Source organism: Synechococcus sp. BA-124 BA4, from assembly GCF_034931165.1.
The window spans coordinates 1-14,244 of the sequence record NZ_JAYGIA010000002.1; the positions used below are offsets into that span (position 1 = coordinate 1).

13 protein-coding genes are annotated in these 14,244 nt (G+C 58.9%); 11 read left to right on the forward strand and 2 right to left on the reverse strand.

Translation table 11 applies throughout. The annotated features are described in order from the left end of the window. The first annotated feature begins 137 nt into the window (after positions 1-137). The 6 genes from VB734_RS00190 to VB734_RS00215 all read left to right on the forward strand — a co-directional run bounded on the left by VB734_RS00190 (position 138) and on the right by VB734_RS00215 (position 11,218). Positions 138-2,408 carry an Eco57I restriction-modification methylase domain-containing protein gene (locus VB734_RS00190; protein WP_322782433.1) on the forward strand — a complete coding sequence of 757 codons (2,271 nt, stop codon included), beginning with the start codon at positions 138-140 and terminating at the stop codon, positions 2,406-2,408. Positions 2,409-2,411: 3 nt separating this feature from the next. Next, complete coding sequence (locus VB734_RS00195; protein ID WP_322782432.1) at positions 2,412-3,185, forward strand: hypothetical protein; 774 nt, start codon at positions 2,412-2,414, stop codon at positions 3,183-3,185. A gap of 5 nt (positions 3,186-3,190) precedes the next feature. Beyond that, positions 3,191-5,521, forward strand: coding sequence for a BREX-1 system phosphatase PglZ type B (gene pglZ, locus VB734_RS00200; protein ID WP_322782431.1), 2,331 nt, complete (start codon positions 3,191-3,193; stop codon positions 5,519-5,521). Beyond that, positions 5,518-7,593 (forward strand): BREX system Lon protease-like protein BrxL, encoded by a 2,076-nt coding sequence (brxL, locus tag VB734_RS00205; RefSeq protein WP_322782430.1) that lies wholly within the window; start codon positions 5,518-5,520, stop codon positions 7,591-7,593. The genes pglZ and brxL overlap by 4 nt, the downstream gene beginning before the upstream one ends. Before the next feature lie 935 nt (positions 7,594-8,528). Next, positions 8,529-9,737: a hypothetical protein gene (locus VB734_RS00210; RefSeq protein ID WP_322782428.1), complete on the forward strand. Its 1,209-nt coding sequence runs from the start codon at positions 8,529-8,531 to the stop codon at positions 9,735-9,737. Then, a complete protein-coding gene (locus VB734_RS00215) occupies positions 9,734-11,218 on the forward strand; it encodes an Hsp70 family protein (protein ID WP_322782427.1) in 1,485 nt (494 codons plus the stop codon). Before VB734_RS00210 ends, VB734_RS00215 begins: the two co-directional genes overlap by 4 nt. Positions 11,219-11,707: 489 nt before the next feature. On the opposite strand, the gene VB734_RS00220 is transcribed toward VB734_RS00215, so the two are convergent. Continuing rightward, entirely contained in the window at positions 11,708-11,854 is a 147-nt protein-coding gene (locus VB734_RS00220; RefSeq protein WP_322782426.1) for a hypothetical protein, read from the reverse strand. A 41-nt stretch (positions 11,855-11,895) separates the two neighbouring features. Here VB734_RS00220 and VB734_RS00225 point away from each other — a divergent pair, with 41 nt between their 5' ends. From VB734_RS00225 to VB734_RS00240, 4 genes are all read left to right on the forward strand, one after another. Next, positions 11,896-12,018 carry a hypothetical protein gene (locus tag VB734_RS00225; protein WP_322782425.1) on the forward strand — a complete coding sequence of 41 codons (123 nt, stop codon included), beginning with the start codon at positions 11,896-11,898 and terminating at the stop codon, positions 12,016-12,018. After that, on the forward strand, positions 11,999-12,265 hold the full coding sequence (locus VB734_RS00230) for a glycoside hydrolase family protein (RefSeq protein WP_322782424.1): 267 nt from the start codon (positions 11,999-12,001) through the stop codon (positions 12,263-12,265). Before VB734_RS00225 ends, VB734_RS00230 begins: the two co-directional genes overlap by 20 nt. A 317-nt stretch (positions 12,266-12,582) precedes the next feature. Then, the gene (locus VB734_RS00235; RefSeq protein ID WP_322782423.1) at positions 12,583-13,209 is read left to right on the forward strand and encodes a sigma-70 family RNA polymerase sigma factor; all 627 of its coding nucleotides are present in this window, start codon (positions 12,583-12,585) and stop codon (positions 13,207-13,209) included. 123 nt (positions 13,210-13,332) lie between these two features. Then, positions 13,333-13,656, forward strand: coding sequence for a hypothetical protein (locus tag VB734_RS00240; protein WP_322782422.1), 324 nt, complete (start codon positions 13,333-13,335; stop codon positions 13,654-13,656). A gap of 45 nt (positions 13,657-13,701) precedes the next feature. On the opposite strand, the gene VB734_RS00245 is transcribed toward VB734_RS00240, so the two are convergent. Then, a complete protein-coding gene (locus VB734_RS00245) occupies positions 13,702-14,043 on the reverse strand; it encodes a hypothetical protein (RefSeq protein WP_323242853.1) in 342 nt (113 codons plus the stop codon). Here VB734_RS00245 and VB734_RS00250 point away from each other — a divergent pair, their 5' ends adjacent. Continuing rightward, positions 14,044-14,241: a hypothetical protein gene (locus VB734_RS00250; protein WP_322782420.1), complete on the forward strand. Its 198-nt coding sequence runs from the start codon at positions 14,044-14,046 to the stop codon at positions 14,239-14,241. It abuts the gene before it with no gap. Positions 14,242-14,244: the final 3 nt, after the last annotated feature.

Consider the following 14,244-nt stretch of genomic DNA (forward strand, 5'->3'; position numbering starts at 1 on the left):
TGAGATGCCATCACTGTTGCCGAATCCCTGAATCGGCTGTCATCGATCGTGGTGCCTGTGGTCGCTCGTTGATCAGTGATCAAGGGCGGAATGCTGCGCTGCTGCGTCACGGCCCCTGAACGGGTACCAGGAATGGAATGGAGCGGCTTTACAGGCTGTTCCAAAAGGCTTCTGTGCTGGGCAGCCTTATCAACCCGCGAGCTGACGAAGGCGATTTGCTGGTGGCAGATTTCTATGAACTCCAACCCTTGCTGGAACGGGCGCTGGCGCATGAGAGCCAAGACGAAACCGCACATGAAATAGCAGTGACCGCTCGCGGCCTGGCCAAGGCGGCGGAAATTCTCGCCGTCCAGTTCATGCTCGTCGCCACCAACGTCCCTTATCTCGGCCGCGGAAGTCAGGATGATGTCCTCAAAGATTACTGCGAATCTATTCATCCTGAAGCAAAAACAGACCTCGCTACTTGTTTTGTGGAGCGCTGTCTCAAATTTTGCATATCAGGTGGAAGTATGGGGCTCGTATCCCCTCAAAATTGGCTGTTTCTTGGAAAATACAAGAAGATGCGGCCTCCACTACTAAATCATCAGACTTGGAACACAGTCTTCCAGCTTGGGGAAAGCGCGTTTGAAAGCTCACAGGCTGCGGGTGCATACGTCGCGCTGATTGGGCTGACGAGACAAGAGCCAAATGAAAACCATCGTTTTCTAGGGCTTGATGCAACCAAAAGCGCTACTCCAAGCGCGAAAGCTGTTGCGATTGCTCAGCAACCGGTTTTGTTAGTTAGCCAGAGGTCTCAACTAAAGAATCCTGATTCGTCTATATCAACTGCTGGCATCAATTTCTCCGAAACACTTGGCGACTACATTGACAGCTATCACGGAATTACAACGACCGACTTTCCAAGGTTTGGCTGCGAGTTTTGGGAGCAATTTTCTCAATCTGAGGATTGGATTTTTCATCACGGCTCTGTTGAGAAAACTGAGCATTTTAGTGGGCGATCGGGAGTTTTATTCTGGCAAAGCGGACAAGGAGCGTTAAGGGAGCTTCAGGAGGCCGGAGCTACTGTTGTTGTTACTGGGCTTGATGCTTGGGGGCGCAATGGTGTCGGCATTAACCGTCTTCGCAATCTCAACGCAACAATTTATGGCGGAACCTCTTTTGATACCACCATTGCTGTCCTCGTCCCACGCGACCAGAAGCACCTCGCCGCAATTTGGACTTTCTGTGAATCGCCCGAGTTCTTTGAGACCGTTCGTTCATTTAACAAGCAGGTTGTTGTTGAATATGTTTACTTCCCGAAGGTTCCCTTCGACCTAGCGCGCTGGCAGAAGGTGGCAGCGTATAAATACCCGCACGGATTACCGAAGCCGTTTTCCAGCGACGCGACGCAATGGCTATTCAACGGCCACCCTGCAGGTGCAGACCACCCGTTGCACGTGGCCGTGGCGCGGTTGCTCGGCTACCAGTGGCCGCGCCAGACCGGTTCCAGTTTTCCCGATTGCCCGGTCCTCACCACAGATGGCCTGGAAAAACTGGCTGATGATGATGGGATCGTTTGCCTGTCGCCTGCCCGCGGAGAAGCTGCGGCCTCTGATCGTCTGCGAGGAATGCTTGCTGCAGCATTCGGCGAAGAGTGGAGCAACGCCAAGGAACGGGAGCTGTTGCTGGAAACAGCCGTGGCTAGTGATGCCAAGAAAGCGGCTGCCGATCTGGGCGACTGGCTGCGCCAGAACTTCTTTGCCGAGCACTACAAGCTCTTCCAGAGCCGCCCCTTCATCTGGCAGATCTGGGATGGCAACCCCCACGGATTCAGCGCCCTTGTGAACTACCACAAGCTCGTTGCACCCAACGGCCAAGGCCGCAAAACTCTGGAGTTGCTCGCTTACACCTACCTGGGCGATTGGATTGATCGCCAGAAGCTCGACCAGGCCGAAGGCGTCAATGGCGCTGACGACCGCTTAGCCGCAGCTCTTGATCTGCAAGGCCAACTCAAGAAGATCCTCGAAGGCGAATCGCCCTACGACATCTTTGTCCGCTGGAAGCCTCTTTACCAGCAAGCGATCGGCTGGGAGCCCGACATCAACGACGGTGTGCGACTCAACATCCGCCCGTTCCTCAATGCTCAGCTGCACAAAGGCGGCAAAACCGGCGCCGGTATCCTGCGTGCCAAGCCCGGCACGATCAAGTGGGCGAAGGACAGGGGCAAGGAGCCAATGCGCTCCAAAGATGACTTCCCCTGGTTCTGGGGCTGGGATGAAAACAGCCCAGCCATGGCCACTGATTTCGGCGCCCCAGTTCCAGGCGCACCGCCTGCAGGCGACAGCTTCGACGGCAACCGCTGGAACGACCTGCACTACACCCGTGAAGCAAAGGAAGCCGCTAGGGCTCGCCATCGGGGTGAGGGTTGAGGCATGCGGATCCGCAGCCAGCCATTCCCCGACGCAGCAGCGTTGCCCTACTGGCTGTGGGACGACGACCAAGCGCTAAAGGCCCATCCCTCCTACCGCCAGGCCAAAGCCGGTGAGCAAGACGCTGCCATTGATCTGGTCTGGGATCTGGCCATCGACTTCCTCAGCGACCTGCAAGCCAAGCTCCCGCTGGAGCTCACCTACGTGGCCCCTCATGCACGCGAGGCCACGGGCGACAACGCCATCCCCCTGGTGCTCGCCAGTGCCTGCGCAGAGGTGTTGCACGGAGAGGTGGAAACCGAGATCGTGCAGGCCTCCCGTGTGTTTCACACCGGCGCCAAGGCCATGGAGCGCCTGTTGCTGCGCCCACAGTTCGATGGCCCAGTCACCCCAGGCACGGCCTACGTGTTGGTCGACGACGTGACCTGCTTAGGCGGCACCCTGGCCGAACTGGCCGACTACGTCCAGGCCGGTGGCGGCCAGGTTGCTGCTGTCATTACGCTGGTAAATGCCGGCAGGCTCAAGCCCCTCAAGCCTGAAGCCCTGGTGATCCGCCGTTTGCGCGAGAAGTTCCCTGATGCCATCCACCACACCTTCGGCATCGACCCCGGTGCCCTCAGCGCTAACGAAGCCAGTTATCTCAGTGGTTTCCGAACGGCTGACGAGCTCCGAAATCGAGCAGCTAAGGCAGCAGAAGAGATCGATCTCCGCCTACGCGCAAAAGGTTTTCAGCTTCAGGCTCAGCCAGCGCCCCTGAACCAGGAGGGCGATACCTGATGGTCATGCCCCGCACCCTGCTCGAATCCCTGATCCAGAAGCTGCGCGGCTGCAACGTCCACGGCGATGCAGAAGAGTCGCCCGTCGCCATCCTCTGGACCGATCCCCGCAGCGAGTGGAAGCCGCTGCTTCCCCTGCTGCGGCAGCAGTTACCCGAACTGCTTTGCCTGGGCAACTATGACCCCGATCACCAGCAGGGCCCGGCGCTGTGGCTGCGCTGCATCGTCGATCGCAGCCTGCCCGCTGCAGAAGCGGCTGCAGGTCAGATCCCGGTGATTTATCTGCCTGGCATTAGCCGCCAGGAGTTGCGTGCCGGCGAGGGTTGCCCCTGGGCGCTGGAGCCGTTGATTGAGCTGATGTTCCGCGGCAGCCTCTGGCTCCAGCGCAATGGGCGCGACTGGACCCTGGCCGCGTTCCTCAGCTCCAGTGATGCCCTGGGTCTTGATCTTGCTGGCGATCAGGGCACCAAAGCAGCTCTCAGCCGGGCCCTTGCTGAAGTGGCCTCCGTGCCGCTCGAGCAGCTGCACGGCAAGCGGCTGGAGGCAGAAGACTTCAACGCCTACTTGGTTCCTGATTCGATCCGCGACCTCCTGCAATGGATGGCGGATCCACCGGCGTTCCAGCAACGCTGCAGCCAAGAACAGTGGGCAGTCCTTTGCTCCACCTGGAAAAAAGAGCTCAAGTTCGATCCAGCCAAAGACGGTGAGCTCTCCGCTGCCGAGCGGCTCGCCAAGGGCCAAGGCGGTTGGGACAAGGTCTGGCAGCGCTTTGCAGAAAACCCCACCGCCTTCCCAGGTATCCCTGAGCTGCTGCGTCGGGTCGAGCCCGAACAGATGGGCCTGGCCGTCGGCGGACAAGACCTCTCCCGCTGGCCCTCCCACAACGCCGCCTGCGAAGACCAGGTGCTCGCAGGTCTCCAGGCCCTGGGCGGCAAATCCCATGCCGAGGCCTGCCGCTGCGTGCGTGAGCTGGAAGCCCAGCACCGCGAGCGGCGCAGCTGGATTTGGGCCCAGCTGGGGCTCTCCCCCATGGCAAAGCTGCTTGAGCCGCTCGGCCTGCTCGCCCAACGCGCCGATCAACCCCTGGTCGGGGTCACCCCTGAGGAGTTCATCGCGCCCTACACAACCGATGGCTGGGAGGCTGATCTGAGCGCCTGGCAGGCAGTGGCGATGGCCAGCACCGCCGAGGAAGACGTGGTGCGTAAGGCGGCCGGAGCCTTGCTACGGATCTGGCTGAATGACACCGCCAGCTGCTTCCAAAAAGCTGTCGCCAGCAGCGGCCTGCCTGCGCCTGCAGAGCAAGGAGCCATCACCGCCGCACCCGGCGAGGTGTTGTTTTTTGCTGATGGCCTCCGCTACGACGTTGCCCGGCAGCTGCAGAAGTCGTTGGAGGTGATGGGCATCACCGGCAGCCTCACCACCCGCTGGGCGGGGCTGCCCACCGTCACAGCCACAGCCAAGCCCGCCATCACGCCCCTGATCAGCGACATCCAGGGCCAGGCCCTACCGGAAGATTTCGCTCCAACCTTCCGCTCCGGCAAGCCCACCAGTGCCGCCGAATTGCGCAAGGCCCTTACCGCCCAGGGCTACACCGTGCTGGGCGACGGCGAACTGAACTTCCCTTCTGGCCCGGACGCACGCGGCTGGCTGGAGATCGGTGATCTCGATCACCGCGGCCACCAACTCCAAAACGATCTGCCGCGTCAGATCCAGCCGGAGATCGAGCGGCTGGCACTCCGTATCCAGAAGCTGCTGGAAGCCGGCTGGCGCTCAGTGAAGGTCGTCACCGACCACGGCTGGCTGTTCTGTCCCGATGGCCTGCCCATAGCTGAGCTGCCCAAGCACCTCACCGCCAGCAAGTGGGCCCGCTGCGCCGCCATCAAGGGCGACTCCCAGGTGCCAGTTCCCACCGCCCCCTGGAGCTGGAACCCCAGCGAGCAGTTCGCTACCCCAAGCGGCGCTGCCTGCTTCAACACAGGGGGCAGCTACTCCTATGCCCATGGCGGCATCAGCCTGCAGGAGTGCCTCACCCCCGTGTTGGTGGTCTCTGGCGGAGCAAGCAATGCGCCCACTGCGGCTATTACCGAGATCAGCTGGAAGGGCCTGCGCTGCAACCTGGAGGTGAGCGGCGGCACGGCCGGCATGTCAGCCGACCTGCGCCGAGAAGCCGCTGGAGGCCCGTCAGTGGCCACCACGGCCAAGCCGATCGACGATGGCGGAGCCCGCCTGCTGGTGGAAGATGACGAGCTGGAAGGTGCAGTGGTGGTGGCAGTGCTGTTGAGCCCTGATGGCCGGGTGATCGCCCAACGCCGCACCGTGGTGGGAGGCGGAGCATGAGCAGCGCCGACATCGCCGCCACCAGCGAGATGGACCATCTCGACCAGCTCGGGGCTAAGGCCTTCGATGGCTTCCTGGTCCGCAAGGACCTGGTGCGCAAATACTCCCGCCAGTACCCGGTACCCACCTACGTGGTGGAGTTCCTCCTGGGCCGCTACTGCGCCAGCACCGATCCAGCAGAGATAGAAGAAGGCCTGCAGATCGTCGAGAAGCAGCTCCAGGGCCGCACCGTGCGCACTGGAGAAGAGGAGCTGTTCAAGGCCCGCTCCCGTGATCAAGGCAGCGTCAAGATCATCGATATCGTGCGGGCCCGGCTCGACACCCGCAGCGATTCCTATGCGGCAGAAGTGCCCAGCCTGGCCATCAAGGACGCCCAGATCGACGACGAGCTGGTGCGCGCCAACGAGCGCATGCTCACCGATGGTTTCTACGCCGAGGTGACGCTCGAATACGACCCGGTGATCGCCCAGGAGCGCAACGGCCGGCCGTTCCGCATCGCCGGACTGCGGCCGATCCAGATGTCCAACCCCAACGTGCTGGGGATACTGGCCAAGGGCCGAGCTGCTTTCACTACAGATGAGTGGCGCGACTTCCTGATCCGCTCGATCGGCATTGAGCCAACCGCCCTCGATGAGCGGGCCAAGATGGTGGTGCTGCTGCGCATGGCTCCCTTCGTGGAGCGCAACTTCAACCTGGTCGAGCTGGGCCCACGCGGCACGGGTAAGAGCCACCTGTTCCAGCAGATCTCCCCTTATTCCCACTTGATCTCAGGCGGTAAGGCCACCGTCGCCAAGATGTTCGTCAACAACGGCAACGGCCAACGCGGCCTGGTCTGCCAGTACGACGTTGTCTGTTTTGACGAGGTGGCCGGCGTCTCCTTCGATCAGAAGGACGGCGTCAACATCCTCAAGGGCTACATGGCCTCGGGCGAATTCAGCCGCGGCAAGGAGAGCATCCGCGCCGAGGGCGGGATCGTGATGGTGGGCAACTTCGACGTCGATGTGGAGCAGCAGCAACGCATCGGCCACCTGCTCAGCCCCCTGCCGCGTGAGATGCGCGACGACACGGCCTTCCAGGACCGCATCCACGCCTACGCGCCGGGCTGGGATTTCCCAAAGCTCAACCCCAACGAACACCTCAGCAGCCACTTCGGTTTGGTGAGTGACTTCCTCAGCGAGTGCTGGAGCCGCCTGCGCGATGGCAGCCGCTTGGCGGCCATGCAGAACCGCATCCACCTCGGTGGCGCCCTCAGCGGCCGCGACATCGAGGGTGTCAACAAGACCGTGAGCGCCCTGATCAAGCTGCTGTTCCCCGATCCCGAGATGGAGATCCCGGACGAGGATCTCGAATGGATCGTGCGCCTGGCGCTGGAATCACGCCGCCGCGTCAAGGAGCAGCAGAAGCGCTGCCTCAAGAGCGAATTCCGCAACACCCACTTCAGCTACACCCTTGGCCTCGATGGGGTTGAGAAGTTCGTGGCCACCCCCGAGCTCCACAGCGATGACGCCATTGACGGCGATCCACTGCCGCCTGGCCAGGTGTGGGCCATCAGCCCCGGCACCGGCGAAACCGGCCCCAGCCTCTACCGGATTGAGGTGGCAGTGGGGCCTGGCAGTGGGGTCAAGATCCTCAACCAGCCCGTGCCCCCTGCCTTCCGCGAGAGCACCAAGGTGGGCGAGCAGAACCTCTACTCGCGGGCGAAGAGTCTGGTGGGTGATCGCGACCCGCGCGGCCATGAGTACTCCATCCAGCTGCGCGCCATGGACAACGACCGGAGCGGCGCTGGCCTGGGTCTACCGGTGATGATTGCCCTAGTCGGTGGCTTGCTTGATCGCAACACGCGAGGCGGCACCATCGTCATTGGCTCTCTAAATCTGGGTGGCTCGGTGGAGATGATCCCCAACGCCATCGCCATCGCCGAATTGGCAGTAGAGAAGCAGGCCAAAGTGCTGCTGATGCCTGTCTCCGCCCGCCGCGGCCTCAACGACCTACCCGATGACCTCTGGACCAAGATCTCGATTGAGTTCTACAAAGATCCCGAGGACGCGGTGTTTAAGGGATTGGAGGAGTAACAACGGAGCCGAATGCTATGGGGATACTCTCTGCCTTCATTGATGATGCAATTGACACCGTACCGTTCGAGGGCAGCATTCGCCCCTTGCCTGTTTCTCGTCGCATTGACATCTGCCCCATCTGCAGAGCAAAGATAGACAGAGATGACATGGACTCGCATGTCTTCAATGTCCACAGGCACGGTCTATTGTTACACACTGCAGATGGCGACTCAAGATTCAGAGACGCAGTTCGCCAACGCCAGGATCTATCGACTCAGCAGTCTATCGAGTGCCTAGAGTTTTGCCTTCAAGCACTAGCTCTGTACGCGAAAGGTGATATTGACTGGGAAGAAGAGAAGCGGCTGGCTCTATCAGGTGACAGCAGTGGATCGAGGCTTAAGTCGGCCTTTATACAGCTCCTTTTCTTGATTTATTCAGAGGACGAATATGATGAGCTGCCATTCAGGCGCTATCAAGATCTAAAAAGTATTTATCCACGACTGCACTCACTTCCCGGTGCTCTTGGTGTTGCTGCTCGAGCGGTCATCGAAGTCTACTTCGACTGGTACGAATGCATTCCATCATCTCGAGGTCCTTTCTTTAAAGTAGCCTCACTCTTTCAGCCTTCTAGGATTGCCGATCTCCTATCATTGAATGACAGTCCACCGGTCACGACTCGCACAATATCAATCTGTGTTCCCAATCAAATGATTCAATTTATTGGCCTAGCGTCCCGCGCAGTCACTGCCACAGTAGAAGATCTCCCCGAAGCACGTCTCCTTGCAGTGGAAACAGCTGACTTCTACCGGTCATGTCCCTCCATATACAAACAAAAAAGCGTATTTCCTGGCTTCATTTGTAAATGCAAAGTTTTCTGGCTCTGCCGTCTTAGAGCCCTCTGATGTCTCCCACGCTAGGCTTACCGAAGTGTACGGCTCAGATGGTGCAAGGACATGAAGCACGAGCTTCCGTTGGCATCTGCAGGTCAAAATAAGAACGCATCCCTTAGGGATTCAATCATCCAACTCCTGGTCGAAAAACTCTCAGAAGAAACCCGCATCAATCGTATTACAGATAAAATAAAAGTTCGCTACTCTCAGCTCTCTCCATCCGAATACGAAAAGGCTCTAGAGCCACTGCTCTTCCTCGATCCGGTCTCTCTATATAGGCTTCTCCGGGATTGCAATGATGAAAAAGATGGACTATCTGATGAGTCTGGCCTTAGTTACTTTAAGTCAACAATGCATTCTCTACTCACTCAGACCATTGCTTCTGACGTCTGTCCTGACATATTGAACTCCAACCAAGTCAAAGAATATGATTCCCTGGTATTTAGCAAACTGGCCGGCGCGAAACGGAAACTGATACTCGACGAAAGCCTTTTAGAACGCCTAGCAGGAGAACATCAGAAGCAAGATGCATCACATAACTCAAATAATCGAAGGAAGACTTTTCTGCCTAGCCATCTCAATCGATCAATTGATGCGTCGACAGCGTATCTTATGGCCACCGTTGCTTACAGCCGTTCCAATTCCGAGTTTCGCGCGAAGGTAGGCATGGATGTTGTCAAGGCAAGCTATACAACCGTAAAGCTATCAAAAAACCATCCCAGCCTGCAAGCATTTGACTCGGCACAACCCAAGAAGTCCCTGCCTATTCAATCAAGACTTGTGTGCCGTATTTTTGATGAATCGCTAGCAAGATACATCCGGGGCTTACGAATCAGCGAAGGGTCACTCCATGAGTTGAGCGAGTTTGTTTCTCAACTCACAAGCTTGCAGGATGCAGAATCTCAAGCTAGTGGCCTCAAAAAATCTATCGCCTTGTTGAGTTCGGATCTTTCTATTGCCGAAACCGAGAAGATCGAGCTTAGGCAAGAGATAATGCGTATCAAGAACCATCACGCAGATGAGCTTGAAGGATTAGAGTCTAAGCTGCTATCAAATGAACGTGGGAATACTGTTGATATCGCTAAAACTGGCCAAAAAATACGTTCAATTCTTATTGAGTCACGTCGTCGCCTTGAATCTGAAGTGACTAAGCTAGAGCTGCTTCTTCAAAGTTCTTCTGGAGATCCAGTATCTTCTAAGCAACGCCTAGTGGGCAGGATCCGCAATGCCATTGTCCAACTTGAGGCTAAGGTTCTGGAGGTTATCTCATGAAGGTCACCTATGGCATTGATTTTGGCACTACCAATTCGCTTGTCTCAAGCTTTGATGGTCAATCGCTGGTGAGTCACAAGAATATCAACGACAAGCCGCATCCATCAGTCGTTTATTTCCCTAATCATACGGACCCACCTCAATGTGGGCATGTTGCATACGAAGCTGTCAACAGTAGGCCAGCCTCTATCTCGGAGATCTTTTCGCGGTCTATTAAGGTTTACTTCGCTGATCCTGATTATTCTGTCTCGGTCTATGGTGAGGACTACTTTCCTGAGGATATCGCTGGACTCATCCTTAGATATCTAGGCAGCGACCTCTTGGAGCGCTTTGCTGGATTCCCTGAACTCTCACACGCGGTCTTCACGGTTCCAGTAAGGTTCTCTTCTTATGAGCGCCAGCGCCTAAGTCGCGCCGCTTCAAGTGCTGGGATTTCGATAAAGACATTTGTACACGAGCCACTGGCAGCATTTGTAGGTCACTTAGCAAGAGAAGATAATCTTTCAATGATTGATAGCCCCACTAAGCGCCGTAGCCTAATCGTTGACTGGGGTGGAGGAACTCTGGATATCTGCGTGATTGAGTATGGGTCTGGACGCCTTGAGCAACTCGCGACTGAATGCATTAGAGATAAGTCTGGAGATTACTTCGACAATCTTCTGACTGAATACGTCTTGAATAAAGCCGCACAAGAGCGTGGCATTGATTCTCATAGCCTTTCGATAAACCCTCAGTTCCGGGGTGTCCTTCGCTCGGACATAGAGCAGATTAAAATTGATCTTAGTGCAGTCGATAGTGCTGATCTCTTTGTCCCTCAAGCGTTGCGTTGTGAAGGTTCTCCAATTGATGTTGATCTAACAGTAAGCCGGGCAGAATTCAAGCAGCTGATCTTAAATGAGGTTGCCTCAGCCCTTGACCATTCCATGAGAATGCTCGCGAGGGCTGGGATTGATCCTAGTCAGGTTGATAAGGTGCTTCTTGTTGGGGGAACCTCTCGTATTCCTGCCGTTTCGGAGGCTTTCAGGCAAGAGTTTGGGCTTTTGCGTGTCGACATATCACAATTTGCTGACTCTCTAATCTCTGACGGTGCCGCAATCATTGGCTACCACGAGTGGCTTCCGTATTATTCAAATAACTACTCTCTCAAATTGGCTGATGGGTCTACATACCCTTTGATTGCCTCAGGTGCCCCGATGCAGCCTGAGCTTACCTTTGGGAGCATCTCCCTGATATGCACTGATAATCGAAATGGCTTTGCCAGCCTAATTATTGAGGAGGCCAAAGGCTCTAGGCCTGTCGCATCATCTGTTTTAAATGTTGCGGTGAGCAAAGTTCTCAGCGACGTGTTCAAGGAGCGAATCTTCCTTGAGTTCTTCACATCAGATCACTTGACGCTTGGCTTCAAAGCCACCTCTTCAGTTGCTGGCGACTGTGTCACCGCTGAGTTTTCAGATTGCCCTTTTGGCCTTAGGATTAAGTGATGTCTTTCCATTCATGCGACCCCGAATCGGATCCCACTTCGAATGTTGAAGTTAGATCCAACATAATTCTGGACTCTATGTCGCTCAAGCATTCGATGCCGGGTGATTTTGCTGCGATTGCTTACCCTCACTTGATGAAAGATGTTCGTATCCGGCGCATACATTTCACCCTTTCCCAGATCAATGAGTACAGGCAGACAATTATTTGTTGTTATTGTAATTCTTCTTGCGCTGGCACGTGTGGATGGTGGAAGCTGTAAGTAGAGGTCTGTGAGCTATTAGCTCATTTCCTTGTGTGATCTTTCTAGTGATGCCTTAATTGAAGGCGGTAGGTCAACCTGTTCGGTTGCGCGAATGGTAATGAGGACTGGCTGACTTTGCAGTGCTGTTTTCGTGCCGGCAAGGGCTTGCATCGCTCCCCCTGTTTTTGTGATGTTCCCCCATGCAGCGGCTGCTCTGAGCTACGGCCTCCCACGGTCTGCTTACCAGTCAGATCGTCTTCTTAACGGCCTTCGTGGGGGCCTGCGAGCTGCCGAACTGGATCAAGGCGCCCCGCCAGGTGAACGCCTGCCTGGAGCGATGGATGGCGGTCAGCGCCTTGTTCTTCCCCTCCGGTATGCAGGCCACCATCGCCATGCCCAGCCGGCACTGCCGCCCGGCCGGCTGGTGGTGTTCCGATGAGCCGCCCCATCCCTGCGGGCGATTACGACGAGCACTTCGATCACGAGCGGGCACATCACCGGGCCTGGTTGCTGGCGGAGCTGCAGCAGCTAGTGGCCCATGAGCCCCCAGGCACTTGAGGAAGACGGCACCCTGCGGCCCCTCTGGAGCGCCCATCAGGCTGGCGCCGGAGCTGGGCCGGCTCCTGTGGCCGACATCCCCGCAGTGGTAGCCGTGGCGCTTCCCCTAGTGAATGAGTTTGAGGGTTGCCGGCTCACGGCCTACCCCGATCCCGAGACCGGCGGCGACCCCTGGACGATTGGCTGGGGTACGACGACCTACATCAATGGCACTCCGGTCAAGGTCGGCGACACGATCAGCCAGTAGCTCGCCGATGCCCTGCTTTCCGTCCGCCTTGAGCGCGACTGCAGGTCTTTGGCCCAGCGCATTCCCGGCTGGGCGGAGATGAGCACCAACCAGCAGGCGGCGCTGCTGTCGTTCAGCTACAACTTCGGCCCCAGTAGGGCTTCGGGGTTTCTTCCATTAGCTGTCGTAATAAACGCGCCACCAGCCCGGCGCAGACCCACCGCATCCCTCGGCCAGTCCTCACGCCGCGTCAAGGATCGGGCCAGGCTCCCCTGCGGGTTGTCCTTTCCACGGCGCTGCGGCCGACCGGTGGGGGTGGGGTTCTCCGCCGTCCACAGATGGCTTCCCTCTCATCTCCCTCCCGCCGCCAGCAGTCCCCAACCCTCAGCCGTTCTGCCCTGCGTGCCCGTGATGCCCTGGTGCTGGAGCACCTGCCGCTGGCCGATGCCATTGCCTCAGTAGCTGCCCGGCGCCTGTTCCCGCTGGTGGAGCGGGAGGATCTGATCCAGGTGGCCCGGGAGGCCCTGGTCCGCTCCGCTCCCCGCGGCAGAGCAGGCGAGCCCGCTGGGCCCTATCTGCGCCGCTGCATCGCCGGGGCCGTGCAGCACCACCTCCGCGATCGCGTTCGCTTGGTGCGCATCTCCCGCCGGGAGCATGAGAAGGGCACCTGCCCGCTCGGCCACACCAGCCTCGATGCCCAGGTTGATGGCGAGCACTCCCTGCTCGATCAGTTGGAGGCGCCCGCAGCCGAGCTGGCCTCAGGCAGTGATGCCGAGGAGCTGGCCTTGGAGCAGCTGGTCGAGCAGCTGCCCGCTGCCCAGGCCACCGCGTTGCGGCTCACCTTGCTGGAGGGCCTATCGCTGCGCGCCGCTGGGCTCAAGTTGGGCATCAGCGCCATGGCCGTGCAGCGAGCCCAGAAGAAGGCCATCGCAGCCCTGCGCCTGCAGCTGGTGGGTGGGGGCTGAGGCGCTTCCTCTATTCCCTTTTTGGCGGGGCTTGCTCCGGGCCTCTCCAGTCTGAGGCCCTCCTGCGGTCGGGCCTCCGCTGGGATCGGTCCCGTCGCTGCGCCGCTCTCGGCGCCGATCGTCATGGCCACACGCTCTGCTGCTGGCATTCCGGCTTCCGCTGAATCGCCGTTCTGCCGCCCTGAGGAAGATCCGTTCCTGCTGCTGGAATCCACGCTCCGCTCCGTGCAGGAAATCCTTCAGCGTCGGCGGGGCTTGCCGCTGCGGCGCACCTGGATCGAGCAGCCCTATGGAGAAGAGGAGATCACCCTGCTCGAGGAGGAGGTGATCCCCGCAATCCAGCAGTGCCTGGCCCGCATCGATGAGCTCGATGAGCGGCTGCTGGCCGAGCAGGAGCTGCTGCGGCGCTCCCAGCTCGAGGCGCAGCGCCGGCTGATGCTGGCCTGAGCCCATCCAGGCCCGGCGGGCGTGATCAGCACGCAGCGCCGGGCCTCAGCTCAGCACGTACACATCGCCGCTGGTTTGATCCAGGTACAAGTCACCCGGCACAGATCCGGGCACGGTTGTGGGTGCGCCACTGCCGGTGAACCAGCCGGTGCCGCGGTTGCCCTGGGGGCCGCTGGGGCCCTCCACCCCCTGCAGGCCCTGGGGGCCTGGCTCTCCTTGCAGGCCTTGGGGTCCCTGCGGGCCGGCGATGCCTTGGGGGCCCTGAATCGAACCCCCATCCACCCAGGTGCTGCTGGTGGCGTCCCAGACGCGGAAGGAGTCATCCGCCTGCACGATGTAGGCATCGCCCTGGGCGGCATCGGCGGGCAGGTCCGCCACGGTGGCCACATGCCCCTTGAAGGTGATGCCCAGGCCCGGAGCACCCTGGATGCCCTGCTGGCCCTGCGGTCCTTCCGGGCCGGCAACGCCCTGCATCCCCGCTGGTCCCTGTGGGCCTTGCACGCCCTGGGCGCCATCGGCACCGGGTTGGCCCTGTACCCCCTGAGGTCCCTGCGGGCCGGGATCCCCTTGCGGGCCCATGAGTGAACC

What these genes read in the sequence shown, in the direction of transcription:
- VB734_RS00190 (WP_322782433.1), top strand. Translation starts at nt 138, where the DNA reads ATGGAGCGGCTTTACAGGCTGTTCCAAAAGGCTTCTGTGCTGGGCAGC.
- VB734_RS00215 (WP_322782427.1), top strand. Translation starts at nt 9,734, where the DNA reads ATGAAGGTCACCTATGGCATTGATTTTGGCACTACCAATTCGCTTGTC.
- VB734_RS00210 (WP_322782428.1), top strand. Translation starts at nt 8,529, where the DNA reads ATGAAGCACGAGCTTCCGTTGGCATCTGCAGGTCAAAATAAGAACGCA.
- VB734_RS00195 (WP_322782432.1), top strand. Translation starts at nt 2,412, where the DNA reads ATGCGGATCCGCAGCCAGCCATTCCCCGACGCAGCAGCGTTGCCCTAC.
- VB734_RS00250 (WP_322782420.1), top strand. Translation starts at nt 14,044, where the DNA reads ATGCCCCTTGAAGGTGATGCCCAGGCCCGGAGCACCCTGGATGCCCTG.
- brxL (WP_322782430.1), top strand. Translation starts at nt 5,518, where the DNA reads ATGAGCAGCGCCGACATCGCCGCCACCAGCGAGATGGACCATCTCGAC.
- VB734_RS00230 (WP_322782424.1), top strand. Translation starts at nt 11,999, where the DNA reads ATGAGCCCCCAGGCACTTGAGGAAGACGGCACCCTGCGGCCCCTCTGG.
- VB734_RS00220 (WP_322782426.1), bottom strand. Translation starts at nt 11,854, where the DNA reads ATGGCGATGGTGGCCTGCATACCGGAGGGGAAGAACAAGGCGCTGACC.
- pglZ (WP_322782431.1), top strand. Translation starts at nt 3,191, where the DNA reads ATGCCCCGCACCCTGCTCGAATCCCTGATCCAGAAGCTGCGCGGCTGC.
- VB734_RS00225 (WP_322782425.1), top strand. Translation starts at nt 11,896, where the DNA reads ATGAGCCGCCCCATCCCTGCGGGCGATTACGACGAGCACTTCGATCAC.
- VB734_RS00235 (WP_322782423.1), top strand. Translation starts at nt 12,583, where the DNA reads ATGGCTTCCCTCTCATCTCCCTCCCGCCGCCAGCAGTCCCCAACCCTC.
- VB734_RS00240 (WP_322782422.1), top strand. Translation starts at nt 13,333, where the DNA reads ATGGCCACACGCTCTGCTGCTGGCATTCCGGCTTCCGCTGAATCGCCG.